Raw genomic sequence first — 26,174 nt, forward strand, 5'->3', positions numbered from 1 at the left:
GAATGATTTGTGCAAAATATAATTATTTTTCCATCGAACATGAGGTGTATGTCATAAGATTAAATGTTAACTATGCATTCCTCGCGGTGAATTATATGAGGTAAAAGATGAAAATTGGAACTGTGGCAGGCACTAACGACAGTACAACGACAATCGCAACAAATGATATGGTGCAAGAGCATGTTACTAACTTCACTAAAGAACTGTTTGGGTATATTGCAAATGGTATAGGTGATGATATATCAAGTATTGCCAGGACAATGCTCGGTGAAGTTGTGGAAAAAATTGATGATTGGCAAATAGAACGTTTCCAACAATCTATTCGAGATGACAAAATATCATTTACCATACAAACGAATCATTCAGAAAAATATAGTATGCTATCGGACATGCGCGCTCATATTCTACGTAGGGATAATAATTATCAGTTTATTGTGACAATTAATAGTAAAAATTACGGCTGCTATCTTGATAATACCGATATTAATTGGTGCAGCATTGTTTATTTACTTAATAATATGACAGTAAATGATGATGCTAATGATGTTGCAGTTACTGAGTCGTACAAACCCGTCTGGGACTGGAAAATATCGCAATTCAATGTATCTGATATTAAATTCGAAACAATGATAAACCCCCAGTTCGCTGACAGAACCTATTTCTCCAATTGTTCACCTGTTGATCCCACAAGTACCAGACCAACCTATTTTGGCGATACCGATGGCTCAGTCGGTGCAGTTTTGTACGCGCTTTTTGCAACGGGACATTTGAGAATCATGGCTGAAGGAGAAAATTTCCTTAGCCAGTTGCTTAATATAGAAGATGAAGTTCTCAACGTATTGCTAAGGGAGAACTTTAATGAGCAACTTGACACTAATGTTAATACAATAATCAGTATTCTGAACAGAAGAGATATAGTTTTAGAAAGTCTTCAGCCTTATTTAGTTATTAATAAAGACGCTGTGACGCCATGTACGTTTCTTGGCGACCAAACCGGCGATCGATTTAGTAATATCTGTGGCGATCAATTTATCATCGATTTGTTAAAACGCATAATGAGTATCAATGAAAATGTTCATGTATTAGCTGGAAATCATGAAACGAATTGCAATGGTAACTATATGCAGAACTTCACGCGCATGAAACCACTTGATGAGGATACCTACGCTGGGATAAAAGATTATCCTGTATGTTTCTATGGCCCCAAATACAAAATAATGGCAAATCATCATGGGATAACTTTTGATGATCAGCGAAAACGTTACATTATAGGACCGATAACAGTCTCTAGTGATGAAATGACCAATGCTCTCGATCCGGTCGAATTAGCGGCAATTATCAATAAAAAGCACCATGCTGTAATTAATGGCAAAAAGTTTAAAAATAGCCGGGCTATCTCTTGTCGATCCTTTAATCGTTATTTTTCTGTTTCGACAGATTACAGACCTAAACTTGAAGCACTATTAGCATGCTCACAAATGTTAGGTATAAATCAAGTTGTTGCACATAACGGTAATGGTGGAAGAGAATGTATAGGTGAAACGGGGACAGTTTTAGGTCTTAACGCCCGTGACAGTAAACATGCTGGAAGAATGTTCAGCATGCATAATTGCCAAATTAACCCTGGTGCAGGGCCTGAGATAACCACTCCCTGGAAGTCTTACCAGCATGAAAAAAACAGAAATGGACTTATGCCTTTGATTAGAAGGCGCACAATGTTACAGCTCTGAACCATAGACAACATGAATATTAATGTTACTATCTGGTTGAGACTGTTGATAAAACGTAAAAAGGAATGCTCTGTTCCTGCAACTGAACAGGCGTGAAACGCGATCCAACAGGATGGATACCGTTTTGTCAGCCAGTTTTATAGATCACACTTATGAGTATGCGTGTTTCATTTACGGCCAGGAATGCTGATGATGACAACATTACTACCCGTTTTCACTAAGCCTTCCCCGTTGGCGCTCAATGCTCTGCGCGCTGGTCGTATTTGTCGTTTCCTTCTTATCCCGGATGGAAGAATCCGCTGAACGTCGTTCGGCGGCAGTTGTAACACGCGTCGTTTGCTTACAGGGATTATGGCGGGCCGATTATGGATAAGAGTAAGCGCCATCTGGCGTGGTGGGTTGTCGGGGCACTGGCGGTGGCTGCCGTCGTGGCGTGGTGGCTGTTGCGCCCGGCGGGTGTGCCGGAAGGCTTTGCTGTCAGCAATGGGCGCATTGAAGCGACGGAAGTGGATATCGCCAGCAAAATTGCCGGGCGTATCGACACCATTCTGGTGAAAGAAGGCCAGTTTGTTCGCGAAGGTGAAGTGCTGGCGAAGATGGATACTCGCGTGTTGCAGGAACAGCGACTGGAAGCCATCGCGCAAATCAAAGAGGCACAAAGCGCCGTTGCCGCCGCGCAGGCTTTGCTGGAGCAACGACAAAGCGAAACTCGCGCCGCGCAGTCGCTGGTTAATCAACGCCAGGCAGAACTGGACTCCGTAGCAAAACGTCATATGCGTTCCCGTTCACTGGCCCAACGAGGGGCTATTTCTGCGCAACAGCTGGATGACGACCGCGCCGCCGCTGAGAGCGCCCGAGCTGCGCTGGAATCGGCAAAAGCTCAGGTTTCTGCTTCTAAAGCCGCTATAGAGGCGGCACGTACCAATATCATTCAGGCGCAAACCCGCGTCGAAGCGGCACAAGCCACTGAACGGCGCATTGCCGCAGATATCGATGACAGCGAACTGAAAGCCCCGCGTGACGGACGCGTGCAGTATCGGGTTGCCGAGCCAGGGGAAGTGCTGGCGGCAGGCGGTCGGGTGCTGAATATGGTCGATCTCAGCGACGTCTATATGACCTTCTTCCTGCCAACCGAACAGGCGGGCACGCTGAAACTGGGTGGTGAAGCCCGGCTGATCCTCGATGCCGCGCCAGATCTGCGTATTCCGGCGACCATCAGTTTTGTCGCCAGTGTCGCCCAGTTCACGCCAAAAACCGTCGAAACCAGCGATGAACGGCTGAAACTGATGTTCCGCGTCAAAGCGCGTATCCCACCGGAATTACTCCAGCAGCATCTGGAATATGTCAAAACCGGTTTACCGGGCGTAGCGTGGGTGCGGGTGAATGAAGAACTTCCGTGGCCTGACGACCTCGTGGTGAGGTTGCCGCAATGACGCATCTGGAACTGGTTCCCGTCCCGCCTGTCGCGCAACTGGCGGGCGTGAGCCAGCATTATGGAAAAACCGTTGCGCTGAACAATATTACTCTCGATATTCCGGCCCGCTGTATGGTCGGGCTGATTGGTCCGGATGGCGTCGGGAAGTCGAGCTTATTGTCGTTGATTTCCGGTGCCCGCGTCATTGAGCAGGGCAATGTGATGGTGCTGGGCGGCGATATGCGCGACCCGAGGCATCGCCGCGACGTCTGCCCGCGCATCGCCTGGATGCCGCAGGGGCTGGGCAAAAACCTCTACCACACCTTGTCGGTGTATGAAAACGTCGATTTTTTCGCTCGCCTGTTCGGTCACGACAAAGCGGAGCGGGAAGTGCGAATTAATGAGCTGCTGACCAGCACGGGGTTAGCACCGTTTCGCGATCGTCCGGCAGGGAAACTCTCCGGCGGGATGAAGCAAAAACTTGGGCTGTGCTGCGCGTTAATCCACGACCCGGAACTGTTGATCCTTGATGAGCCAACAACGGGGGTTGACCCGCTCTCCCGCGCCCAGTTCTGGGATCTGATCGACAGTATTCGTCAGCGGCAGAGCAATATGAGCGTGCTGGTCGCCACCGCCTATATGGAAGAGGCCGAACGCTTCGACTGGCTGGTAGCGATGAATGCCGGAGAAGTGCTGGCAACTGGCAGCGCCGAAGAGCTACGGCAGCAAACGCAAAGCGCTACGCTGGAAGAAGCATTTATAAATCTGTTACCGCAAGCGCAACGCCAGGCGCATCAGGCGGTAGTGATCCCACCGTATCAACCTGAAAACGCAGAGATTGCCATCGAAGCGCGCGATCTGACCATGCGTTTTGGTTCCTTCGTTGCCGTTGATCACGTTAATTTCCGCATTCCACGCGGGGAGATTTTTGGATTCCTTGGTTCGAACGGCTGCGGTAAATCCACCACCATGAAAATGCTCACCGGACTGCTGCCCGCCAGCGAAGGTGAGGCGTGGCTGTTCGGGCAACCGGTTGATCCAAAAGATATCGATACCCGCCGTCGGGTGGGCTATATGTCGCAGGCGTTTTCGCTCTATAACGAACTCACCGTGCGGCAAAACCTTGAGTTACATGCCCGTTTGTTTCACATCCCGGAAGCGGAAATTCCCGCAAGAGTGGCTGAAATGAGCGAGCGTTTTAAGCTCAACGACGTTGAAGATATTCTGCCGGAGTCATTGCCGCTCGGCATTCGCCAGCGGCTTTCGCTGGCGGTGGCGGTGATTCATCGCCCGGAGATGTTAATCCTCGATGAGCCTACTTCTGGTGTCGATCCGGTGGCGAGGGATATGTTCTGGCAGTTGATGGTCGATCTCTCGCGCCAGGACAAAGTGACTATCTTCATCTCCACCCACTTCATGAACGAAGCGGAACGTTGCAACCGCATCTCACTGATGCACGCCGGAAAAGTGCTTGCCAGCGGTACACCGCAGGAACTGGTTGAGAAACGCGGAGCCGCCAGTCTGGAAGAGGCATTTATCGCCTATTTGCAGGAAGCGGCAGGGCAGAGCAACGAAGCCGAAGCGCCGCCCGTGGTACACGACACCACCCACGCGCCGCGTCAGGGATTTAGCCTGCGCCGTCTGTTTAGCTACAGCCGCCGCGAAGCGCTGGAACTGCGACGCGATCCAGTACGTTCGACGCTGGCGCTGATGGGAACGGTGATCCTGATGCTGATAATGGGTTACGGCATCAGTATGGATGTGGAAAACCTGCGCTTTGCTGTGCTCGACCGCGACCAGACCGTCAGTAGCCAGGCGTGGACGCTCAATCTCTCCGGTTCCCGTTACTTTATCGAACAGCCGCCGCTCACCAGTTATGACGAGCTTGATCGTCGGATGCGTGCGGGCGATATCACGGTGGCGATTGAGATCCCGCCCAATTTCGGGCGCGATATCGCGCGTGGTACGCCTGTGGAACTCGGCGTCTGGATCGACGGAGCGATGCCCAGTCGTGCCGAAACGGTAAAAGGTTACGTGCAGGCAATGCACCAGAGTTGGCTTCAGGATGTGGCGAGCCGACAATCGACACCCGCCAGCCAAAGCGGGCTGATGAACATTGAGACGCGTTATCGCTATAACCCGGACGTAAAAAGCCTGCCAGCGATTGTTCCGGCGGTGATCCCGCTTCTGCTGATGATGATCCCGTCAATGCTAAGCGCCCTTAGCGTGGTGCGGGAAAAAGAGCTAGGGTCGATTATCAACCTTTACGTGACCCCCACCACCCGTAGCGAATTTTTGCTTGGCAAACAGCTGCCGTACATCGCGCTGGGGATGCTGAACTTTTTCCTGCTCTGCGGCCTGTCGGTGTTTGTGTTTGGCGTACCGCATAAAGGCAGTTTCCTGACGCTCACCCTGGCGGCGCTGCTGTATATCATCATTGCCACCGGAATGGGGCTGCTGATCTCCACTTTTATGAAAAGCCAGATTGCCGCCATTTTCGGAACGGCGATTATCACATTGATCCCGGCGACACAGTTTTCCGGGATGATCGATCCGGTAGCTTCGCTGGAAGGGCCTGGACGTTGGATCGGCGAGGTTTACCCGACCAGTCATTTTCTGACTATCGCCCGCGGGACGTTCTCGAAGGCGCTGGATCTGACTGATTTGTGGCAACTTTTTATCCCGTTGCTGATAGCCATCCCGCTGGTGATGGGCTTAAGTATCCTGCTGCTGAAAAAACAGGAGGGATGATGCGCCATTTACGCAATATTTTTAATCTGGGTATCAAAGAGTTGCGCAGTCTGCTCGGTGATAAAGCGATGCTGACGCTGATTGTCTTCTCGTTTACGGTGTCGGTGTATTCGTCAGCGACCGTTACGCCTGGATCGTTGAACCTCGCGCCGATCGCCATTGCCGATATGGATCAATCGCAGTTATCGAACCGGATCGTTAACAGCTTCTATCGCCCGTGGTTTTTGCCACCGGAGATGATCACCGCCGATGAGATGGATGCCGGACTGGACGCCGGACGCTATACCTTCGCGATAAATATTCCGCCTAATTTTCAGCGTGATGTCCTCGCCGGACGCCAGCCGGATATTCAGGTGAACGTCGATGCCACGCGCATGAGCCAGGCATTTACCGGCAATGGGTATATCCAGAATATTATCAACGGTGAAGTGAACAGCTTTGTCGCGCGCTACCGTGATAACAGCGAACCGTTGGTATCGCTGGAAACCCGGATGCGCTTTAACCCGAACCTTGATCCCGCGTGGTTTGGCGGGGTGATGGCGATCATCAACAACATTACCATGCTGGCGATTGTATTGACCGGATCGGCGCTGATCCGCGAGCGTGAACACGGCACGGTGGAACATTTACTGGTGATGCCGATAACGCCGTTTGAGATCATGATGGCGAAGATCTGGTCGATGGGGCTGGTGGTGCTGGTGGTATCGGGATTATCGCTGGTGCTGATGGTGAAAGGTGTACTGGGCGTACCGATTGAAGGCTCGATCCCGCTGTTTATGCTGGGCGTGGCGCTCAGTCTGTTTGCCACCACGTCAATCGGCATTTTTATGGGGACGATAGCGCGTTCAATGCCGCAACTGGGGCTGCTGGTGATTCTGGTGCTGCTACCGTTGCAAATGCTTTCTGGTGGATCCACGCCGCGCGAAAGTATGCCGCAGATGGTGCAGGACATTATGCTGACCATGCCGACGACACACTTTGTTAGCCTCGCGCAGGCCATCCTCTACCGGGGTGCCGGATTCGAAATCGTCTGGCCGCAGTTCCTGACGCTGATGGCAATTGGCGGCGCGTTTTTCACCATCGCACTGCTGCGATTCAGGAAGACGATTGGGACAATGGCGTAAGGAAGGGAAACTTGACTTCATACTGTGATGTCATACTATTGATGTCATAAAGTGAAGTCATAAGGACATGCCATGAGAACCAAGGTACAGGCTTTACGGAAGAAACAAAAAAATACATTGGATCAAATATTTAAAACTCCTGTTCCTCAAGGGATCAAGTGGTCTGATATAGAGTCACTGGTTAAAGCATTAGGCGGAGAAATTAAGGAAGGAAGAGGTTCGCGTTGTAAGTTCATACTAAATATGAGCGTTGCGTGTTTCCATCGGCCTCATCCGTCGCCAGATACCGATAAAGGCGCTGTAGAAAGCGTGCGTGACTGGTTACTAAGTATAGGGGTAAAACCATGATCAAACTGAAGACGCCAAACTCTATGGAGATTGCCGGGCAACCTGCAGTTATCACTTACGTGCCAGAACTGAATGCATTTCGTGGCAAATTCCTGGGCTTGTCAGGTTATTGTGATTTTGTCTCTGACAGCATTCAGGGGCTGCAAAAAGAAGGGGAACTTTCCCTGCTAGAGTATCTTGAGGATTGTAAAGCTGCGGGTATTGAGCCGTATGCGCGTACAGAAAAGATTAAGACCTTTACGTTACGCTATCCAGAATCGCTGAGTGAACGCCTTAATAATGCGGCTGCGCAGCAACAAGTCTCTGTTAATACCTATATTATTGAAACACTGAATGAGCGTTTGAATCATTTATAACTTATAGCGGCCCAACAATTTCTGTTGCGCCGCTATATTTTTGTGGCTCTTAAGATGCCTTTCTAACCAACCGATGCCCCTCATTCATCATCAGGATTTTGCTATACACATCTTCCTCGACGGCGTTTTTTGCTGATGCCATGACTCGTGCCAGATTCGCCTCGTTGTGATTATTCACATACGCTTTGCCGACGGCGGTGATAAACGCTTTGCGCAGATCGCTGGCGATATTTACTTTAGCGACGCGATAATTAACAAAGCTGCGTAATATCTCCGGGGCGATACCGGAGCCGCCGTGAATAACCAACGGCACCGGACAGACTTCGGCAATGCGCTTCAGCAGGGGGATATCGATACGCGGTATATCGTCCAGGCCATGAACGTTGCCAATAGAAACTGCCAGCATGTCGCAACCGGTACGCTCGACAAAGGTCTTCACCTTTTCCGGTTCCGTTTTGCAATCGGCTTCGCTGACATGATCATCTTCTTTGCCGAGAATCGCCCCCAGCTCCGCTTCAACCGGTACACCATAGGATTTACAGAAATCGACAGCTTCCTGGGTGAAAGCGATATTCTCTTCAAAAGAGAATGCGGCACCGTCAATCATGACCGAGGTAAAGCCCGCGCGCACCGCCTGTTTCACATCCTCCAGAGTTTTCCCGTGATCCAGATGAAGACTGACCGGAACATCCATTTTATCGGCGTGACGTTTCACGATTTCATAAATGTAATCGTATCCCGAGAGTTGTGCATTGGTTGGCGCAATCTGAATGAAGTTGGGTAATCCCGAACGCTCAATAGCGTTTAAAATTGAAATTGTCGTCTCCAGATTGGTGGTATTAAATGCGCCCGCTAATACCCGTTTTTCCTGAATGCGGTCGAGCAGTATCCGTCCATTAACTAATGGCATATTGAAAACCTCATCTTTTAATATCAGTTAATTATTCAGCTTCACCGAAGCGGTCGCGAAATAAGTCGGTGAGAGTCTGTATGGCCTCGTTTTCATCATCACCGTCGCAGCGTATTTCCACCGTTTTTCCGCCTTTTATTCCGGCGCGCATAATATTCATCATGCTGGTGGCATTAATATCATTACCCTCATAGTGCAGCGTCACTTTACAGCTATATTTTTTGGCGGCTTTCGCCAGACAGGCCGCCGGACGTGCATGCAGGCCAGTACTGTTTCTGACCTCCACGGTTTTATTCAACATAGTGTTCCTCCCGATGATGTAATGGCATCACGCCTTCTTGTTGTAATTTCAACTGATACCAGCTTTTCCATTTGTGCTGATAACGCTGTAATTGATGGTATCTCGCCCGATTCGGTAACAAACGTTGGGCTATAGCGACTGGCGGCGGTGGAATATCCGGTGCGGCGGTTAATAATGCTCCGACAGAAACCGCCTCGTTAAATGCAATTGCTTCAACCGGACGCTGTAAAATATCCGCCTTTAATTGCAGCCAAAGAGGATTATGGGTTGCCGGACCGATCACTTTTAACGCGCTGGTGCCAGGCACGTTAAAACAGGCGAAGCAGTTGGCAAATTCCATGGTTAATCCCAGTGATACGCTGGCAATTAACATGTCGATACTTAACGTATCGCCAAGCCCATAAAATAATCCACGGGTATGGCGATTTTTATAGGGCGAACCCGAACCGCGAAGATGTGGAATAAAGACGGGAATGTCATCGAGCAACCAATTCCCCGCCAGATAATCAGCATGTCCGCGAGTAAGTGATGCGGCGATCTCCTCATCGGTTAGCCGGAACGTGTTGCGCAGCCACTCCAGCGCGAAACCGCCCACGGGCAGCGACGCAAACAGGGTGAACTGGTTGGCAAGTGAGTAACAGCCGTTTGCCAGCTTGTCACGTTTGGCCTGTTCATCCAGCGTCGGTTGTGTATCCAGTTGCAGAATGCCTTCCGTGGTCCCCGTCGAGTTAAGGATATCGCCTGGCATCATCTGCAACGCTCGCGCACCCACCATATGGTCATGTCCGGCCAGCGTCACGCTGACCGGTTGCGAGAACCCAAGCGTCTTGCAAAGTGACTCGCTGACCCATCCGGCGTGCTCGCCTGGCTGCACCAATGGCGCAAATGCCGTACAGGGAACGTGTAACAACGCCGCCGCTTTCGCTGACCATTCGCCTTTGCGCACGTCCAGACACAGCGTGCGGCTGGCTAAGGTGATATCCGTGCGCTGTTCGCCAGTCAGCCGCCAGAGCAGCACTTCCGGCGCATGTAGCCAGCGCAGGCCGCGGCGATTACGCAGCGGGTAATGTTCCAGCAACCAGCGCATTTTGAAGGCAGAGTAATTGCTGTGTAGTGGTAGACCGCAGATGTCATAAAGTGCTGCACTGTCTGCCTCGCTAAGCGTTGCCAGATACTCTTCACCGCGACGGTCATACCATGCCAGCATTGGCGTCAGGATCTCGCCATGCTCGTCAAGGAACACGCCTGATTCGCCAAAACTGGCAATGCTGATCCGTCTGACTGGCAGCGGCGAAGCGGCGTTCAGTTGCGCTATCGCCTGGCGGACCTCCTGCCAGAGGGCGTCGATATCGAAATCGACATCGCCCTGTGGGGAGATCTGCTTTGCCGTCACGAATTTATGCGCGCCCAACGTCGTTGCGTCCAGGCAGGAAAAGCAGGTGACTTTGCAATTGGTGGTGCCAATATCGATAACGATAGCTGCGCTGTTATCAGGCATAAACCGTGCTCCGCGTTATTCGGAAAATGCCATACAGTACCAGGGCGATAACCGGCACCAGACCAATGGCGATGATATTGCCGTTGAAGATTTCCAGCAGCCAGAAGCGGAACGGGTTACCGCCATCAAGGAAACTGGAAACCTGGCCACTGGAGCCTTCGGCAAATTTGAAGTTAACGTCTTTCGCCATGCCGGTAATAAACGGTGCGATTTTAGTCGCAATCCACAGGTCGGCAATAATCACCGGGATCGCCGCCAGAACGGTGCGGAAAATATTGCCACGGCTGGCTAAAGCAATCATCGACGCCATTACCGCCAGGTTGGCAAGGTCGCCAAGCGGCAGGACTTCATTACCCGGAAGGACAAACGCGATAAAGACCGAGATAGGCGTCAGCAGCAGGGCGGTGGAGATAATCGCCGGGTTACCTACGGCAACGGCGATATCCAGGCCGATATAGAGATCGTCACGGTCAGGGTATTTGGCATTGAGATACTTTTTAATGGCTTCAGACAGCGGTAATAAACCTTCCATCAGGATGCGTACCATGCGTGGCAGGATGAACATCACACCGCCAATGCTGATGCCAAGCAGCAACACTTTTTTGAAATCGTATCCTGCAATCACGCCGAGCAGTATGCCCAGAATAGTGCCAACCATCATCGGTTCGCCGAAGATGCCAAACTTTTTCTGTACGGTTTCCGGGTCGATATGAATACGATTGAGGCCGGGGATATGGTCGATGATTTTGTCGACCAGCAGACCGACCGGGAAGAACACCACCGAAGAGAGCGTCGGCAATGAGATCCCTTCCAGTCCAAAGTATTTTTGTACCAGTGGCGCAGACCAGTCGGCGAGTTTAAGTACTACCACCGCAGCAATCGCCGCCGCCAGCAAACCAAAGAACAGGCTGCCGGTGCTGTAATAAACCAACGTACCAGCAAGGGCAAAATGCCAGTAGTTCCACATATCTACGTCAACGGTACGGGTTTTATTTAACGCCAGCATCGCCACGTTAATCAGAATGGTCAGGGGGATAACAAACGGGGCAATTGGCGAACCCCATGTAATAGCGGAAAGCGGCGGCCAGCCTAAATCTACCACCGGTAAATTAATTCCGGTGCGTTCAACCATCGCCTGGGCCGCTGGCCCGACATTGCTGGTCAGAATATCGAAAATGGCATAAATACCGACAAAACCAATGCCGACTGTTAATGACGAACGTAAGGCTTTAGCGGGTTTTACTTTAAAACAGAGAGCAAGAATAAATAACACCAACGGCAACATTACCGTCGGGCCAAATCCCAATATATATTGCACAATATTATAGAGGGTATGCGCGATATCGTTCATAATAAACCTCTTTTTCAGGCGAGAGCGCACCTCGCGTTAGCGCCTGATGGAGTGGGTTGAAATTAATTATTATTAATTAATTTTTAAGGATCGAAACAATTTGCGCCAGTACTTTCTCTTCGCCAATACCGGTAATAATCGGCAAGCCGTTAACTACCGGGACGTCGAGTTCATAAGGCACTTTAGTCGTTGAGACTACCAGTGCTACGCCATCAGTATTTCCAGGTAAAGAGGCAACGTTGGTTTGGGAATAATTGACGTTAAGACCGTGCTCTTTACAATATTCCATGACTTTTTCTGTTACCGCCGTGGATGTGGCAATACCCGTGGCGCAGACAAATAAAATGGTTTGACTCATATTTCACCTCGTTCTTTCATTTTGTTTAAGATTACTGTGTGTATTTCTGTTGTTTCCATCGCAAGCAGGGCTTGCATAAAGGGCGTATCCTGAATCATTTCCATAATCCAGCCCAGGGCATTTAATTGTTTATTACTTTCGCTTAAGGCGAGCAAAAAAATCACCCTGACAGGTACGGGGTCAGGATCGCCGCCCATATCGGCAAACTCTACCGGTTCCGGCAGGATGCCGACGGCAATTGCATTGTGCCTGACATGTTTATGGTCCGTGTGCGGAATAGCGACGCACGGTGGTTCGGTAGGCAGCCCCGTTGGGTACGTCGCCTCACGTTTCAGTACGTGATCGGCAAAATCAGGGACGACCAGCTCGGCGGCAACCAACGGTTGCGCTAACTGACGGATGATCTGTTCAACGCTTAACCCTGCCGGAAGTCGTTGAATATAATTTTCCTGAAAATGTATGCCTTGCATTTTATTCCTCTTAAAAAAGTGTACTTAACTCACTTCCCGCCGTTGCAGTACGGTGCCAAGATAATATTTATTTCCTTTTAACCAGACGTTGCCAAACTCAATGGGTAATCCTCGGGAGAAAAAGACTAACTGCTCCAGATGCAAAACGGGTGCGTCTTCACTGATATCTAAAAAATGACCACGTTCATTACCAATTAATCGCGCGGCATAGCGACTTTCCGAGTAACGAATTTTTCTTTGCGACAAACTTTCTATTGTTGGAAATAAATTGTGTTGATTAAAATCGATTTCCGCAATACCGGGGCATAGCTCAATATTGATACGGTTCTCTATCAGCATCGCTTTTTCATCACCAATTGAGCGTAAGCGTTCAAGGTAAAGAATATCCTGACCGGGCGTTATTCTTAATTTCTCTGCCACATAACGATTAGCCGATTCAATCCGTGACGTAATAACTTCAGTGGTAAAATGTATTTTCTGGCTTTCCAGCGATTCCGCGAATGACAATAATCCTTCACCTAACGGATATGCCACGTTCTCTTTTTTGACAAATGTTCCCTTACCCTGGACCTGTATTAACACGCCTTCTTTTACCAGTTGGGCGACCGCTTTTTTAACGGTTCCCCGACTCACTTCCAGCATATCCATAATCTGGTATTCCGAAGGAATGCGATCGTCTTCCACCAGATCTCCGGTATAAATACTTTCTCTTATCCACTCCACCACTTGTTGATAGAGCGGTATTTGTGACGACTTACTTAATGATTTCATGGCGCGCACCTGAACATTTACAGTTGTCTATGGACAATCATGGACAACTTCAAGCGTATAGTAGGTGAACGGGAGAAAAAGAGGATCGAAGCGTCTCACATTTTGAGGGACCAAATCGTGATCAAAAAAATGTGACGTGAGTCGATATTTGTCAGAAGTTTACTGCGCCGTAAGGAAATAACGGCGCGTTGGTCGGTGTTAATCTTCCTTCGGCAAGCACTGCAAATGCCCGTGCCGCACGCCGCGCTGGGCGATAACGTCATCGGCAAAATGCTGCACGTCACCCATGTCACCTTTCAACACGGCGATTTCCAGACAGTCGTCGTGGTTGATGTGCACATGCAGCGTGGCGACGGAGAGGTCGTGGTGATGATGCTGGGTGGAAACAATACGGCTGGCTAAGTCGCGTTTTTCGTGTTCATACACATACGACAGCACCGCGAAACCTTGTGTGCCGTGCTGCTGGGTAGCTTCTTGCGCCAGGGCGCTACGCAGAATATCGCGGATAGCTTCGGAACGGTTGTTATAACCACGACGCTGGCTCAGGCTGTCCAGCGTCTCCAGTAAATCGTCATCAAGCGTGATGGTGACTCGTTGCATTTGCGTTAAACCTTTTCTGTGGTGCGACGGCGCACGGGGAATGCGGGTAATACCGCGTTTTGTAGCACACGTCCGGCGTCAGAGGAAAAGGTTAATTTATCTCCCACCACCTGGGTTTCGACGATTTGTCCGTTGTCCATCACCATCACCCGCTGACAGAAGCGTTCCACCAGGCGTAAGTCGTGGGTGATGAACAGGCAGGCGGTGCCAAACTGTTGTTGTAGCTTTTTCAGCAGGCGAATGACGCCCGCCTGTAACACGAGATCAAGGTTAGAAACGGCTTCATCCAGAATCAGTAGTTTCGGTTCGACCGCCAGCGCGCGAGCCAGGCAGACGCGCTGGAGCTGGCCGCCGCTTAACTGCGGTGGGCGTTTGTCGAGAACGCTGTCATCGAGATCGACCGCCTTCAGCATTTCGCTGGCGCGCGCCAGTTGTTCGGATTTTTTCAGTGATAGCAGGTGGCGCATCGGTTCACGCAGGATCTCGCGCACGGTTTTGCGCGGATTCACGGCGCTGATGGAGTCCTGAAATACCATCTGAATATCGCGGCGGAACGCTTTACGCTGGGCGCGATTGAGTTTCGCCAGCGGTTCGCCGCGCCAGCTAATATTCCCTTGTGAGGGAGACTCTAAGCCTACCAGCAGCCGCGCGAGGGTGCTTTTTCCGCAGCCGCTGCGTCCCAGCAGGGCGACGGTTTCGCCGCTTTTCAGGGTCAGGGAAACGTTATTCAGCACCGCCTGATGTTGATGTTTTCCGCTAAATCCACCGTGGGCATAGTGATGGGAAAGGCCGCAGACGTTAAGTAAGGTCATGATGCCAGCTCCATACCGTAGAGGGCGAGATGAGCGGAAACCAGGCTGCGCGTCACCGTATGTTTGGGGGCGTTAAACAGCGTTTCTACATCGCCCTGTTCGACAATTTTACCTTGTGACATCACCGCCACGTCATCCGCCAGACGCGCCACAACGCCCATATCATGGGTGACCAGCAGCATTCCCGGCGCTTGTTTTTGCATAATGCTTTCCAGCAGATCGAGGATGCGCGCCTGTGCTACCACGTCGAGGTCGGTGGTCGGTTCATCGGCGATGATAAACGGTGATTCACACAGCACCGCCATCGCAATCATCATGCGCTGCAACATGCCGCCGCTCATCTCGAACGGGTACAGCTTCAGCACGCGCGCGGCGTTTTCCAGCCCCACCGCTTCTATGGCAGCGGTAAGCGTAGCGTCATCGGCGGGTTTCCCTAACGCCAGGCAGGTTTCCCGCGCGTGGGTGTGCATGGTGTGCAGTGGATTAAAGGCGCTGCGCGGGTTCTGCATGATGGTGGCAATTTTGATGCCGCGCAGGGCGCAAGGCGAAACCGGTTTGCCATCGGCTAAAATTTCCCCCGCCGTCTGGCGAACGCCAGCGGGCAAAATGCCCAGCGTCGCGGCGCAGGTTAATGATTTCCCGCTGCCGCTACCGCCGACTAACGCCAGCACGCGCCCGCGTTGCAGGGTTAACGATACACCGTGTACCAGCGGCTGCGCGGCCTGTAGCGCGATATTACGTAGTTCAATCTGTTGCGGCATTAGTGTGCGTGCTCCGTCACCAGATGAGGGTCCAGATGATCGCGCAGTGCGTCACCCACCAGGTTAAAGGCCATCACGCTGATAAACAGCGCCAGCCCCGGCCAGAACATTTGCAGCGGCTGGGTCCAGATATACTGGCGCGCGTCGTTAATCATCACGCCCCATTCGGCGGTCGGCGCGGTCACACCGAGGCCAAGGAAAGACATCCCCGCGACGTGCAGCATCATATGGCCGATATCCAGCGTTGCCAGCACCAGCAGCGAAGGGATCACCGCGCCTGCCAGATGATCGACAAACACCCGCACATGGCCCGCGCCAGAAAGCCGTGACGCCAGCACAAACTCGCGTTGGCGTAGTGAAATCACCAGGCTGCGCACCATGCGTGCATACCACGCCCAGTGCGACAGGGCGATGGCGATAATTACGTTGGTCAGCCCGGTGCCGAGCACGCCAACCATAAAGAACGACAGAATCGAGGTCGGGAAGGTCATAAACATATCGGCGACGCGCATGGTGGCCTGATCAACGCGCCCGCCAATCAACCCGGCGCTGCCGCCAATAACCAGCCCTAATGTCAGCACCAGCAGCAGGCAGGCCATTACCGAACCGAGCGACACGCGGGTCGCTGCCATCAGCCGCGAGAAAATATCGCGACCTAAGTGATCGGTGCCCAGCCAGTGCTGCGCATCCGGCGAAAGCAGGCGCGACGGCAAATCAATCGCCTGGGGGTCATACGGCAGCCACCACTGGCTGGTGAGCGCAATCAGCGCCAGCAGGGCGATAATGATCAGCGCCAGGCGTACCGACCAGCGGGAAGAGAGGAAAAAGTTCACGCGTGCGCTCCTTCATGACGACGAATGCGCGGGTCCAGCGCGGCGTTGAGCAAATCGACAATCAAATTACAGACCACAAAAACCACCACCATCATCAGCGTAAAGCACTGGATCACCGGATAGTCACGGTTAAAAATCGCCGACACCGCATAGCGCCCGACGCCCGGCCAGGCAAAGATGTTTTCGATAATCATCGTCCCGCCAATCAGTTCGCCGATGTGCATCCCCACGGCGGTGATCATCGGCAGCGAGGCATTGCGCAGGATGTGGCGACGTTCGGTCTGTTTGTCGTTCAGGCCGCGCAGACGCGCCCAGGTGACGTGACGCTGACCGGCGACGTCCAGCATACTGGCGCGCAGTAAACGCGCGTTAATCGCCAGCGACATAAAGGCAATGGAAACCGCAGGCAAAATGATGTGCTGCCAGCCGCCGTAACCCATCGCGGGTAGCCATTGCAGATACACCGAAAACGCCATCACCAGTAAAAACGCCAGCCAGAAGTTAGGCATCGACACGCCAAGAAACGCGATGAAACGTACGGCGAAATCCGGCAGACGGTCGCGATGGCGCGCCGCCCAGATACCGAGCGGTACGGAAGTGAGCAGAATTAATACCAGCGCCGCACCTGCAAGTTCCAGCGTGGCGGGCAGGAAGTTCAGCATATCGTCCAGCACCGGGCGTTGGCTGGCGAATGAGATACCAAAGTCAAGATGCAGCGCCTTCCACAACCAGGTGCCGTACTGGACGTACAGCGGCTGATCCAGCCCGAGCATGGTGCGGGTAGAGGCCAGCATCTCCGGCGTCGGCGGCAGGTTAGATAAACGCAGATAATCGAGCGCCGGGTCGCCGGTACCGAGGCGCAGCATCAGAAAAATGATCACCGAGGCGGCGAGCACCATCGGGATCAGCAGCAGAAAGCGGCGTAATACGTAACGCAACATTAAGGTTTCACCGGTTTAATCTGTTCGAACGGAATTTCAGTGGCGATCGGCGCGTAGGGGATGTTACCCAGCTCCGGTTTTGATACCACCATCATTGAGATGTAACTGATAGGCAGATAAACCGCCTCGTCATGCAGACGGGTCAGAATGTCGCGATACAGCGCCTGACGTTGCGTTTCGTCATGGGTCGCCAGCACTTCGCCGATCTCTTTATCAATCAGCGGTTTGTCGGCTAATCCTTGCTGTGCCTGGAAGTCAGCGTGTGACGGTACGCGCATTGAACTGAGGAAGGCGTGTGGATCGTATGGCGCGCCCCAGGTGCGGTGGAAAATCATGCCAAAACGACCGTCGCGCTGACGAGCATAGATACTGCTCTCTTCTTCGCCAATCAGCGAGACATCTGCGCCAATCTGGCGCATATCAGCCTGAATGATTTCCGCCATCGATTTGCTTAACGCATCGGTGCCGATGAACGACAGTTCAATGCGCAGCGGCTGACCATTTTTCTCGCGGATGTCTTTGCCCGCAGGCAGCGTCCAACCGGCTTTTTCCAGCAACGCTTTCGCTTTCTGCGGATCGTACTGGCGCGGTTTCAGGCCGAGGTTGGCGTAGGGCACAGAAGGGGCAAACAGGGTGTCGGCGACCTGCTGGGTGCCATACAACGCGTTATCAATCAGCGATTTTTTGTTTACCGCGTAATTAAGAGCTTCACGTACTGCCAGCTCATTGGTGGGGGCTTTGGCGGTATTGAGCGCCAGCATCACGGTTTCGATCGGCTGTGACAGTTGGGTGTGGTAAGCCGGATTCTGGCTAAAGCGGGCGAAGGTATCGAGCGGTAATAACCCTTCGTTTCCGTACAGCAGGTCGATATCGCCAGTTTCAAACGCCACCGCGCGGGTAGTCGGGTCCGGGATGACGTTAAAGGTGATCTTTTTAATCGCTGGCTTTTCGCCCCAGTAGTTTTCGTTACGGACGAAGACATCGTACTGATTCAGTTTCGATTCCTGCAAAATCCATGGTCCGGTGCCAATCGGCGCTTTAATTCCGTTCATGGTTTCATGGTTTTTAAACTGCGAGGGAGCGATAAAACGGAAAGGACGGGGCAGGGCCAGTTCTTGCAGGAAAGGATAGTAGGCGCTTTTCAGGGTAATTTGCAGCTCTGTTTTACTGAGTGCTTTAACATCAACAATCTGGTTTGCCAGCTCCAGCCAGGCGTGACGTTGACGGTTATCGAGCACTGCGCGGAAGTTTTCTGCCGCCGCCTCGGCATCGAACGGTTCACCGTTGGAGAATTTCACGTCATCACGCAGGGTGAAGGTCCAGGTTTTACCATCTTCTGAATGAGTCCAGCTTTTTGCCAGCCACGGGATCACCGAACCGTCTGCCTGATATTTCACCAATGGTTCATAAACCATGCTCTGGGCGAACATCTGGTTAGGCGTGTAAAGGTGCGGGTTTAGTGGCCCGACATTCACCGGCCAGGCGGTAGTGATTTCATCTGGTGCAGCGGCATGGACGATAAAAGACGCACAAGCCAGCAGCGCAAATAGAGTGCGGCGGAGTGTGGAGAGCATGATAACCCCAATGGATTAAAATAGATGGCGGAAATAAGTATGACGATTTTAAGTATTCGTCATACTGATTACCTGTTCTGGATCAATAGATGGGCAGTCGGGTGGGCGGATCAGTTAACTGAATCGATCCATTGCACACTGTCGGCGGTGAGCGTAAAGGGGGTGGGGGTGCAGATCGCCAGGCTTAAATTTTCAAGCTGACAATGGCTGACTGACAGCGAGGAGTGATAGGTGCTGTCTACGCTGACGATTTGCCAGGCGCTGCCGCCACGCTGTTTAACGATGGCTTCTTTGCGCGTCCAGATGCGCCAGAACATTTCCAGTTGCTGATCAGGATGCACGGCGTCCATCTCAGCGTGTTCCCCGAGGCTGAATACGGCGTTCGCCAGCCAGCGCCAGTTGGCGCGCGGGCGAATCACTTCGATATCGCAGCCGACTTCGCCTTCATCACTCAACAGCAGAGCGATATCGTCACCGCTATGGCTTAAGTTGAACCATAGCGGCGTTTCCGGCGCGAATGCAGGTTTGCCTTGTTCGCCATAGATGATCTCCGGTAGCGGGGAAAGCGTGTGCGAAAGCAATGCACGCCCCGCCAGCCAGCGTTCGCGTCGTGGACCTTGCGGTGCTTGCTCGCGTAAACCCGGTGGCAGTGGAGCTGCGCTTAAGGTCGAAACTTTCCCCAGAACTATCCGATACATATCAGGGCCAACGTTTAATGGAAAATGAAAGTGCGTATCGTATCACTTGTCGCCTCATCCCGGTAACCGACTTTTCGGTCTGCCCGGCCCCAGTAAAATCGCCAGTTTGCTGCCACCTTTCGTCGTTTCCATCCAGATTTTACACACGCTGGTTAATGGCACCGAAAGTAGCATCCCTACCGGGCCGAGCAGCCATCCCCAGATTAACAATGAAAGAAATACCACCATGGTGGACATCCCCAGGCGATGGCCCATCATCCGTGGCTCTAAAATATTGCCGATGACCATATGGACAACTAAAAACAATGCGCCGACCAGAATACATTCGTAAATACCATTAAACAGCAGCACCTGAATCATTGGCGGTACGGCGGAAATTACCGCGCCGATATTGGGCACGTAGTTAAGCAAAAACGCCAGTACTGCCCACATCAGCGCAAACTGTACCCCCATCAGCTCCAGCCCCAGCCAGACGATGACACCTGTCCATAAACTGAGTAGCGTCTTCAATGCAAGATAGTGCGAAACGCCTTTAAGTGCGCGGTGTAATCCCGCGATGTGAATCTGTGGATTATTCAGCGCAAAACGCATTTTGTAAGGGACGTGGCGCACTTCAAACAGCATAAAAACTACGGTCATCACCAGCAAAAGCACGCTCGCCATTGCCCCGGAAAGCCCGGTCATTAGCGCTGTGGTGAAGGTAACCACTTTTTCCGAGTCCATCCGCTGCAGCATTCGCTCCGGCGACATATGCAAATTAAGAAAAGGCAACATCTCCTGCAATTTAAAAAGTTTGCGCGTCAGCTCCTTATTAAACTTCGGCAGCATAGAGATAAATTCGTTAAACGATGCCGCCAGTACGCCGACCAGCGCGGTTAGTGCGATCAGCATCACCACCACTACAATCGTAATGGCAACGGGGCGTTGTACTCCCCGACGAATAAACCAGGTGACGAGCGGGTTGAGGACGATGGCAAAAAACAGCGCCAGTAACAGCTGCACAATGATATCTGCCGCTGCGTGAATGCCCGCGAGGATCACTACCAGCGAGGCCAGCTTGAGCAGAATGTGCATGCCCGTTTTATCGGGTTGAGGGGTTTCCATTGGGGCTTCCTTGTGACTTTTTGTATTAAGTGTAGCGGGAGTCACGCCAGCAATATTCTGATTCTTACTGCTGATTTTCACGTCAGCACATGGTAAAAATGAAACACTGTTGTAAAAATGTGGTGATCCTCATGCCCGAACCCGTAGCCGAACCCGCGCTAAACGGATTGCGCCTGAATTTGCGCATTGTCTCCATTGTCATGTTTAACTTCGCCAGCTACCTCACCATCGGGTTGCCGCTCGCTGTATTACCGGGCTATGTCCATGATGTGATGGGCTTTAGCGCTTTCTGGGCAGGATTGGTTATCAGCCTGCAATATTTCGCCACCTTGCTGAGCCGCCCTCATGCCGGACGTTATGCCGATTTGCTGGGACCCAAAAAGATTGTCGTCTTCGGTTTATGCGGCTGCTTTTTGAGCGGTCTGGGGTATCTGACGGCAGGATTAACCGCCAGTCTGCCTGTCATCAGCCTGTTATTACTTTGCCTGGGGCGCGTCATCCTTGGGATTGGGCAAAGTTTTGCCGGAACGGGATCGACCCTGTGGGGCGTTGGCGTGGTTGGCTCGCTGCATATCGGGCGGGTGATTTCGTGGAACGGCATTGTCACTTACGGGGCGATGGCGATGGGTGCGCCGTTAGGCGTCGTGTTTTATCACTGGGGCGGCTTGCAGGCGTTAGCGTTAATCATTATGGGCGTGGCGCTGGTGGCCATTTTGTTGGCGATCCCGCGTCCGACGGTAAAAGCCAGTAAAGGCAAACCGCTGCCGTTTCGCGCGGTGCTTGGGAGCGTCTGGCTGTACGGTATGGCGCTGGCACTGGCTTCCGCCGGATTTGGCGTCATCGCCACCTTTATCACGCTGTTTTATGACGCTAAAGGTTGGGACGGTGCGGCTTTCGCGCTGACGCTGTTTAGCTGTGCGTTTGTCGGTACGCGTTTGTTATTCCCTAACGGCATTAACCGTATCGGTGGCTTAAACGTAGCGATGATTTGCTTTAGCGTTGAGATAATCGGCCTGCTACTGGTTGGCGTGGCGACTATGCCGTGGATGGCGAAAATCGGCGTCTTACTGGCGGGGGCCGGGTTTTCGCTGGTGTTCCCGGCATTGGGTGTAGTGGCGGTAAAAGCGGTTCCGCAGCAAAATCAGGGGGCGGCGCTGGCAACTTACACCGTATTTATGGATTTATCGCTTGGTGTGACTGGACCACTGGCTGGGCTGGTGATGAGCTGGGCGGGCGTACCGGTGATTTATCTGGCGGCGGCGGGACTGGTCGCAATCGCGTTATTACTGACGTGGCGATTAAAAAAACGGCCTCCGGAACACGTCCCTGAGGCCGCCTCATCATCTTAAAACTTACTGAATAACCAGCGTATTAATGATGTTTTCTGCGGTGGTCTGCGCTTTTTGCTGATCGTCAGCGGGCAGCGTAATTTGCATGGTCAGCAGTTGATTACCCACGTTACCCAGAATAACGGAAGAGTACGCCGTCTGGCCTTTCGCGGAGATAATACTGTCTAACTGCTGCATTTTGTGACCTTTCAGCTCAATGGCTTTATTGGTTACCACTTGCAGCTGCGGATCGCGGCTACGTTGCTGATCTTCCAGACGCTTCGCCAGCACCGCCAGATCTTCTTTCGGATCATCGCCCATGATGACGATGACTGCTTTCTGCCCGGTGGCGTCGGACCAGACATGCATGTTATTGGCCTGCGTTCCCAGCTTACCGCTCTGGTCGGTCATATCCGCTGGCAGCGAGAAACTTAACTTGCCATCAAGCAGGTTGACGGGATTCCCGGTAGCGTTACTTTCCGCGACCGAACCCTGCGCCGTAGCGTTAGTGTCTTTATCATCACAGGCCGCAAGCCCCATAACCAGCAGGCCAATTCCGACATATTTAACCAGATTGCGCATTGACTTCTTCCTTTCGATAAACGGCCATAACGGCTCATTCATCCATCTTATCACAACTCTGATAACGAACCTTTAACTCGCCTGCAAAGCGTTGATTTCGGATTTATCTGCCAGTCTTTTCAACAGCATATTGAGTAATACGCCATACATTGGCAGGAAGAAAACGATACTGATTAACACTTTGAAACAGTAATCGACCAGCGCGATTTCCATCCAGTGTTCAGCCATAAAGGCATCCGGGCTACGCCAGAAGGCAATGAAGAAAAAGGCCAGCGTGTCACTGACGTTACCGAACAGTGTGGACGCTGTCGGTGCCAGCCACCAGCGGCGACTTTGACGCAGGCGGTTAAAAACGTGCACGTCGAGGATTTGCCCCAGCGCGTAGGCCATGAAACTGGCGGTGGCGATACGGGCGACAAACAGGTTGAAGTGGGCGAGTGCGCCGAATCCCTGCCATGAACCCATATAGAACAGCGACGAGATGACATAGGAGATTAATAACGCAGGGATCATTACCGCGAAGATAATGCGTCGGGCCAGCGGTGCGCCAAAAATACGCACGGTCAGGTCGGTCGCGAGAAAGATAAACGGAAAACTAAACGCGCCCCAGGTGGTATGAAAACCAAAAATGGAGACCGGAAGCTGGACCAGATAGTTACTGGAGGTGATCACCAGCAGATGAAATAACGATAACCAGAACAACGCCTTATAGCGTTGAGTTTGCGAGAAAACGTTCATATTGTACCTTTTTGATTAACCATTGGGGTGAGGGAACCCAATACGTACGACACGTCTGTTATCTTAACATAATAACGTGCTTACCCTTTTTTCGAGCCGCCGCATGATACTGCTTTACGTTGACAATGCAATGGTTAATTTTCACGCAATCGTTAACCTGGTTTGCTTACGGACTCACAGGGCGTAAACTAGCGCCGTTTTTTTAAGTGATGAGAAGAAAATGACCGATCTCTTTTCCAGCCCTGACCACACACTCGACGCGCTTGGCCTGCGCTGCCCGGAACCGGTGATGATGGTGCGCAAAACCGTGCGCAATATGCAGCCTGGCGAAACTTTACTGATTATCGCCGACGATCCGGCGACGACCCGCGATATTCCTGGGTTTTGTACCTTTATGGAACACGAACTGGTTGCGAAAGAGACGGATGGACTGCCTTATCGTTATTTGATTCGTAAAGGCGGTTGATGGGGAAAGATTGGCTTCGATGCCGCCTTTTCCCCTCACCCTAACCCTCTCCCCAGAGGAGCGAGGGGACCGATCGCGCTCAATGTTGCGATCGGTTTGCCTTATCTCCTGCGCAACAATCTTAACGCATTCGCTGTTACCAGCACGGTCGCACCGGTATCTGCCAGCACCGCCAGCCATAGTCCGGTCATCCCTAGCAGCGTGGTGACGAGGAAGATCCCTTTCAGCCCCAGCGCAATAGTGATGTTCTGGCGGATATTGGCGTGAGTGGCGCGTGCCAGTTCAATCATTTGCACCAGGCCGCGCAGGTGGTTATGGGTTAATACTGCGTCGGCGGTTTCCAGCGCCACGTCTGTGCCACTGCCCATTGCAATCCCAATGGCGGCAGCTTTCATCGCTGGCGCGTCGTTAATACCATCACCGACCATCGCCAGGGGCGCATGTTGATTCAGCTTGGTCACCGCTTTGACTTTATCTTCCGGCAATAGGCCCGCTTTAAACTCCAGCCCCAGCTCCCCGGCAATTGCCGCCGCTGCGCGTGGATTATCGCCGGTGAGGATCACTCCTTTAACCCCCAGCGCGTTCAGTTCACTGATGGCAGTTGCTGCGTCGGCGCGCAGGGTATCCTGCAATGCAATGATACCCAGCACGTCATCATTACGTACTACCAGCACAACCGTTTGCCCGGCGCTTTCCAGTTCATTAATCAAACCAGCAAATGCATCAGCGGGATGTTTCCCGGCAGCGCAAATCAATACGCGCTCACCGTTAACCTGCGCTTCAATGCCAGACCCGACCAGCGCCCGCTGTGATTCGGCGGTGGGAATGGCGAGTTCAGCAACCTGTGCTTCGCGTACGATGGCCTGCGCCAGTGGATGCGTCGCGCCTTGCTCGACCGCCGCCGCCAGTGTCAGCAGTTCAGATTCACTAATACCCGTTGCCGGATGAATCGCGGTAACGCGCGGTTTACCGACGGTCAGCGTACCGGTTTTATCAAACGCCACCTGAGTAACACGACCCAGCTGTTCCAGCGCCGCTCCGCCTTTAATCAACGCCCCACGACGCGCTGCCGCCGCCAGCCCGGAGGTAATCGCCGCAGGCGTGGAGATAACTAACGCACACGGGCAGCCAATCAGCAGCAGCGTCAGCCCTTTATAAATCCACTCCTGCCAGCTGGCGGCAAACAGCAGCGGTGGCACCAGCGTCACCAGCAGGGCGACGGCCATAATCGCTGGCGTATAAATACGGCTGAAACGGTCGATAAACCGCTCAATGGGGGCGCGGCGCTCTTCGGCTTCTTCGATCAGTTTCAGAATCCGGTCAATGGCGCTGGCACCCGGTTCTGACAGCACTTCCAGCGTTACCAGACGGTCTACGCTGGTGGCTCCTGCAGGAACTTTATCGCCCGTCGCGCGCTCCACCGGAATGGATTCTCCGGTCAGGGCGCTTTCATCAAAACTGGCAAACGGTGAGAGCAGTTTACCGTCGGCAGGCAAACGCCCACCTGCGGCGACTTCAATCACATCGCCAGGCCGCAGGCTGTTAATCGCCACCTCTTCCCGCTCACCGTTACGCAGGCGCGTGGCGGTTTCTGGTTTCAGCGCCATTAACGCGCTAACGCCCTGACGCGCGCGGCTGGCGGCCCAGCCTTCCAGTCGTTCACCAATCAAAAACAGCAGCAACACCATCGCAGCTTCAGCCGTTGCGCCAATAAACAGTGCACCAATAGCGGCTACGCTCATTAAGGTTTCAATGGCGAAGTAGCTGCCGGATTTGATCAGCCGTAATGCCTGACGAGCAATCGGGTACAGCCCAACCAGCGTGGTCGCGATAAACGCCAGTTGCCCAAACGGATGATTAAATTGCTCCAGACCCCAGCTGATTGCCATCATCACGATTAGCGTAATCAGCGGCAGATTCTCTTTCAGGCGCGATGCTTGTGGCTCGTCGGCGGCCTGCTCATCGCGCAGGGAATAGCCCGCTTTTTGCACCGCAGATTCAACCTGGGCACGGATGTCATTGTCGGCATCGACCACCAGTTTTTCGGTGGCGAACAGTACCTGCACCTGATTCACACCTGCAAGCTGGCGCACGGCATTTTCTACCTTGCGCGCACAGGCGGCGCAGTCCATGCCGCTGACTTTCCAGCTATAGCGGGTGCCGGAGACGTTTTCAGAGAGCGTTGGCGAGCTGGAACATGCGCCGTCGCAGCAACAGTCGTTGGCGTTCTGTACCGTGGTTAGCGGTTTGAACGCAGCAAATTGAGGGGCTTTCTTGCCGTGATTGTCAGGAGTCGACATGGCATCCTCCGGTTAAGTTTTTTCTCATTAACCGAAGGATACACTCTGGAGTCGA

At 52.6% G+C, this 26,174-nt stretch carries 27 protein-coding genes; 9 read left to right on the forward strand and 18 right to left on the reverse strand.

Going from position 1 to position 26,174, the window contains the following annotated elements; all coding sequences use genetic code 11:
* Positions 1–107 precede the first annotated feature (107 nt).
* The 7 genes from HGD79_RS17135 to HGD79_RS17160 all read left to right on the forward strand — a co-directional run bounded on the left by HGD79_RS17135 (position 108) and on the right by HGD79_RS17160 (position 7,723).
* Positions 108–1,730, forward strand: a complete 1,623-nt coding sequence (locus tag HGD79_RS17135) for a DUF4049 domain-containing protein (protein ID WP_001298721.1) — start codon at positions 108–110, stop codon at positions 1,728–1,730.
* 189 nt (positions 1,731–1,919) lie between these two features.
* Positions 1,920–2,033, forward strand: a complete 114-nt coding sequence (gene yhiY / locus HGD79_RS26710) for a protein YhiY (protein WP_001296785.1) — start codon at positions 1,920–1,922, stop codon at positions 2,031–2,033.
* A 62-nt stretch (positions 2,034–2,095) separates the two neighbouring features.
* Positions 2,096–3,163 carry an HlyD family secretion protein gene (locus tag HGD79_RS17140; RefSeq protein ID WP_000361467.1) on the forward strand — a complete coding sequence of 356 codons (1,068 nt, stop codon included), beginning with the start codon at positions 2,096–2,098 and terminating at the stop codon, positions 3,161–3,163.
* A complete protein-coding gene (gene rbbA, locus HGD79_RS17145; protein WP_168848454.1) occupies positions 3,160–5,895 on the forward strand; it encodes a ribosome-associated ATPase/putative transporter RbbA in 2,736 nt (911 codons plus the stop codon). Before HGD79_RS17140 ends, rbbA begins: the two co-directional genes overlap by 4 nt.
* Positions 5,895–7,019, forward strand: coding sequence for an ABC transporter permease (locus tag HGD79_RS17150; RefSeq protein WP_001216257.1), 1,125 nt, complete (start codon positions 5,895–5,897; stop codon positions 7,017–7,019). Before rbbA ends, HGD79_RS17150 begins: the two co-directional genes overlap by 1 nt.
* A 72-nt stretch (positions 7,020–7,091) precedes the next feature.
* On the forward strand, positions 7,092–7,367 hold the full coding sequence (locus tag HGD79_RS17155; RefSeq protein WP_001259385.1) for a type II toxin-antitoxin system HicA family toxin: 276 nt from the start codon (positions 7,092–7,094) through the stop codon (positions 7,365–7,367).
* Positions 7,364–7,723 (forward strand): type II toxin-antitoxin system HicB family antitoxin, encoded by a 360-nt coding sequence (locus HGD79_RS17160; protein WP_000593554.1) that lies wholly within the window; start codon positions 7,364–7,366, stop codon positions 7,721–7,723. Before HGD79_RS17155 ends, HGD79_RS17160 begins: the two co-directional genes overlap by 4 nt.
* Before the next feature lie 49 nt (positions 7,724–7,772).
* Here HGD79_RS17160 and HGD79_RS17165 read toward each other — a convergent pair whose 3' ends face one another.
* From HGD79_RS17165 to HGD79_RS17235, 15 genes are all read right to left on the reverse strand, one after another.
* The gene (locus HGD79_RS17165; protein ID WP_001131783.1) at positions 7,773–8,633 is read right to left on the reverse strand and encodes a class II aldolase; all 861 of its coding nucleotides are present in this window, start codon (positions 8,631–8,633) and stop codon (positions 7,773–7,775) included.
* A 31-nt stretch (positions 8,634–8,664) separates the two neighbouring features.
* The gene (locus tag HGD79_RS17170; protein ID WP_000933060.1) at positions 8,665–8,934 is read right to left on the reverse strand and encodes an HPr family phosphocarrier protein; all 270 of its coding nucleotides are present in this window, start codon (positions 8,932–8,934) and stop codon (positions 8,665–8,667) included.
* Positions 8,924–10,432 (reverse strand): FGGY-family carbohydrate kinase, encoded by a 1,509-nt coding sequence (locus HGD79_RS17175; RefSeq protein ID WP_001298718.1) that lies wholly within the window; start codon positions 10,430–10,432, stop codon positions 8,924–8,926. Before HGD79_RS17175 ends, HGD79_RS17170 begins: the two co-directional genes overlap by 11 nt.
* Entirely contained in the window at positions 10,425–11,783 is a 1,359-nt protein-coding gene (locus tag HGD79_RS17180) for a PTS galactitol transporter subunit IIC (RefSeq protein ID WP_001298729.1), read from the reverse strand. The genes HGD79_RS17175 and HGD79_RS17180 overlap by 8 nt, the downstream gene beginning before the upstream one ends.
* 76 nt (positions 11,784–11,859) lie before the next feature.
* Complete coding sequence (locus HGD79_RS17185) at positions 11,860–12,141, reverse strand: PTS sugar transporter subunit IIB (RefSeq protein ID WP_000084022.1); 282 nt, start codon at positions 12,139–12,141, stop codon at positions 11,860–11,862.
* On the reverse strand, positions 12,138–12,611 hold the full coding sequence (locus HGD79_RS17190) for a PTS sugar transporter subunit IIA (protein ID WP_001161553.1): 474 nt from the start codon (positions 12,609–12,611) through the stop codon (positions 12,138–12,140). The genes HGD79_RS17185 and HGD79_RS17190 overlap by 4 nt, the downstream gene beginning before the upstream one ends.
* A 24-nt stretch (positions 12,612–12,635) precedes the next feature.
* Positions 12,636–13,382, reverse strand: a complete 747-nt coding sequence (locus HGD79_RS17195; RefSeq protein ID WP_000839066.1) for a GntR family transcriptional regulator — start codon at positions 13,380–13,382, stop codon at positions 12,636–12,638.
* Positions 13,383–13,580: 198 nt separating this feature from the next.
* Complete coding sequence (gene nikR, locus HGD79_RS17200) at positions 13,581–13,982, reverse strand: nickel-responsive transcriptional regulator NikR (RefSeq protein WP_001190062.1); 402 nt, start codon at positions 13,980–13,982, stop codon at positions 13,581–13,583.
* Between the two features lie 5 nt (positions 13,983–13,987).
* Entirely contained in the window at positions 13,988–14,794 is an 807-nt protein-coding gene (gene nikE / locus HGD79_RS17205) for a nickel import ATP-binding protein NikE (RefSeq protein WP_000173666.1), read from the reverse strand.
* Complete coding sequence (gene nikD / locus HGD79_RS17210; RefSeq protein ID WP_001136236.1) at positions 14,791–15,555, reverse strand: nickel import ATP-binding protein NikD; 765 nt, start codon at positions 15,553–15,555, stop codon at positions 14,791–14,793. The genes nikE and nikD overlap by 4 nt, the downstream gene beginning before the upstream one ends.
* On the reverse strand, positions 15,555–16,388 hold the full coding sequence (gene nikC, locus HGD79_RS17215; RefSeq protein ID WP_001008963.1) for a nickel ABC transporter permease subunit NikC: 834 nt from the start codon (positions 16,386–16,388) through the stop codon (positions 15,555–15,557). Before nikC ends, nikD begins: the two co-directional genes overlap by 1 nt.
* Complete coding sequence (gene nikB / locus HGD79_RS17220; RefSeq protein WP_000947068.1) at positions 16,385–17,329, reverse strand: nickel ABC transporter permease subunit NikB; 945 nt, start codon at positions 17,327–17,329, stop codon at positions 16,385–16,387. Before nikB ends, nikC begins: the two co-directional genes overlap by 4 nt.
* Positions 17,329–18,903, reverse strand: a complete 1,575-nt coding sequence (nikA, locus tag HGD79_RS17225; RefSeq protein WP_000953353.1) for a nickel ABC transporter substrate-binding protein — start codon at positions 18,901–18,903, stop codon at positions 17,329–17,331. The genes nikB and nikA overlap by 1 nt, the downstream gene beginning before the upstream one ends.
* 110 nt (positions 18,904–19,013) lie before the next feature.
* On the reverse strand, positions 19,014–19,601 hold the full coding sequence (gene acpT, locus HGD79_RS17230; protein WP_000285784.1) for a 4'-phosphopantetheinyl transferase AcpT: 588 nt from the start codon (positions 19,599–19,601) through the stop codon (positions 19,014–19,016).
* Positions 19,602–19,655: 54 nt separating this feature from the next.
* Entirely contained in the window at positions 19,656–20,705 is a 1,050-nt protein-coding gene (locus HGD79_RS17235) for an AI-2E family transporter (RefSeq protein WP_001297848.1), read from the reverse strand.
* A gap of 131 nt (positions 20,706–20,836) precedes the next feature.
* Between HGD79_RS17235 and HGD79_RS17240 the strand changes: the two genes are divergently transcribed.
* Positions 20,837–22,054 (forward strand): MFS transporter, encoded by a 1,218-nt coding sequence (locus HGD79_RS17240; protein ID WP_001298709.1) that lies wholly within the window; start codon positions 20,837–20,839, stop codon positions 22,052–22,054.
* A gap of 3 nt (positions 22,055–22,057) precedes the next feature.
* On the opposite strand, the gene dcrB is transcribed toward HGD79_RS17240, so the two are convergent.
* Together dcrB and HGD79_RS17250 are read right to left on the reverse strand one after the other, a co-directional pair.
* A complete protein-coding gene (dcrB, locus tag HGD79_RS17245) occupies positions 22,058–22,615 on the reverse strand; it encodes a phage sensitivity protein DcrB (protein ID WP_001245295.1) in 558 nt (185 codons plus the stop codon).
* Between the two features lie 72 nt (positions 22,616–22,687).
* Positions 22,688–23,353, reverse strand: coding sequence for a 7-cyano-7-deazaguanine/7-aminomethyl-7-deazaguanine transporter (locus tag HGD79_RS17250; RefSeq protein ID WP_001100467.1), 666 nt, complete (start codon positions 23,351–23,353; stop codon positions 22,688–22,690).
* A gap of 220 nt (positions 23,354–23,573) precedes the next feature.
* Between HGD79_RS17250 and tusA the strand changes: the two genes are divergently transcribed.
* Positions 23,574–23,819: a sulfurtransferase TusA gene (gene tusA, locus HGD79_RS17255; protein WP_000130621.1), complete on the forward strand. Its 246-nt coding sequence runs from the start codon at positions 23,574–23,576 to the stop codon at positions 23,817–23,819.
* A 101-nt stretch (positions 23,820–23,920) separates the two neighbouring features.
* On the opposite strand, the gene zntA is transcribed toward tusA, so the two are convergent.
* Entirely contained in the window at positions 23,921–26,119 is a 2,199-nt protein-coding gene (gene zntA, locus HGD79_RS17260) for a Zn(II)/Cd(II)/Pb(II) translocating P-type ATPase ZntA (RefSeq protein ID WP_168848455.1), read from the reverse strand.
* Positions 26,120–26,174: the final 55 nt, after the last annotated feature.

Source organism: Escherichia sp. SCLE84, assembly GCF_012584495.1.
Lineage (GTDB): Bacteria > Pseudomonadota > Gammaproteobacteria > Enterobacterales > Enterobacteriaceae > ECMA0423.